Raw genomic sequence first — 1513 nt, forward strand, 5'->3', positions numbered from 1 at the left:
GGTGAGTTATGTATAGGAGGATCAGGTTTATCTCAAGGTTATATCAACAGAGCGGAGTTAACATCAGAGAAATTTATAGCCCATCCTTTTAAAGAAGGAGAACGATTGTATCGTACAGGCGATTTAGCTCGTTGGTTAGAAGATGGTAATTTAGAGTTTTTAGGTCGTATAGATAGTCAGGTTAAGCTAAGAGGCTTCAGGATAGAGTTAGGAGAGATCGAGAATCAACTGTTAGGTTATCCTGATATTAGTGATACCATAGTAAATGTTGTAGATAAAAATCAAGACAAGCATTTGGTAGGCTATTATGTATCAGAAGCATCGATAGATTCTTCGGAATTACGTTCTTTTTTACGCGGTAAGCTACCGGAGTATATGTTACCTAGTTATTATGTTCATTTAGATGCCCTACCTATCACCGCCAATGGAAAGGTAGATCGTAAGAATTTACCAGACCCAACCTTAGATATGGGTGATCATTATGTTGGCGCTTCTAATGAAATAGAAGAAACTTTAGTTAAGATCTGGAGTGATGTTTTAGCTATAGAGGAGGACTTGATTAGTGTTGAGCGCAGCTTTTTTGAACTAGGCGGACATTCTTTAAAAGCTACGGTTATGGTGAATCTTATTTTAAGGGATTTGAATACTGAGGTTCCCTTGCGAGAAGTTTTCCATTACAATACAATCAGGAGTCTATCAGATTTTATTTCTAGACAAAGTAAACAGATGTATTTAGGTATAGAGGTGGGTGAGTCACTTGCTTATTACCCTTTATCTTCAGTACAACGTAGATTACATTTTATCTATAATTTAGACAAGACCTCTTTGGTGTATAATATGCCTCAAACCATAGGGATATCTAGCAGTATTACAAAAGATGAATTAGAAGTTGTTTTTGAAAAGCTAATAGAAAGACATGATAGCTTTAGAACGTCTTTTGAGTTTTTGAAAGGTGAAGTAGTTCAAAGGATCCACCCAGAAGTAGATTTTTCTATAGAAGAGTATGCAGGAGATGATATAGATTCAGTTATGTCGGATTTTGTACGTCCTTTTGATTTGAGTAAAGGTCCATTATTACGAGCAGGTTTGCTACGACTACCAGGAGAAGAATCGATTTTATTGATCGATATGCATCACATTATTATTGATGGAGTTTCTTTAGAGCTTGTAAAGTCTGAGTTTAGCGATTTATTATCAGGTACAGAGTTATCTTTACCAAGGTTACAATACAAGGATTATATTTTATGGCAACAAAGTTCGTTATATCAAAGTAAGTTAGGAGTTCAGCGTGAATTTTGGCTTTCAGCGTATAGTGATTTACCTAAGGTATTAGAATTACCTTTAGATCGTCCAAGGGGTAGTGTTCGCGATTATACAGGAGGTTCAAAGGTTTTACGTCTTAGTAAAGAATCTACGGATTCATTACGAATGTTAGCTAGTCGTATTGGCACTACCTTGTATGTCCCTACGTTAGCGATTCTAAATATTTTACTAAGTAAGTTAGGCAATCAGG

General features: G+C 35.9%; 1 protein-coding gene. It reads left to right on the forward strand.

Annotated elements, in window-relative coordinates; genetic code table 11:
• On the forward strand, window positions 1-1513 hold a 1513-nt coding region (locus BVC87_RS22970; protein WP_143569903.1), incomplete at both ends, for a condensation domain-containing protein.

This window comes from Tenacibaculum agarivorans (assembly GCF_001936575.1).
GTDB lineage: Bacteria > Bacteroidota > Bacteroidia > Flavobacteriales > Flavobacteriaceae > Polaribacter > Polaribacter agarivorans.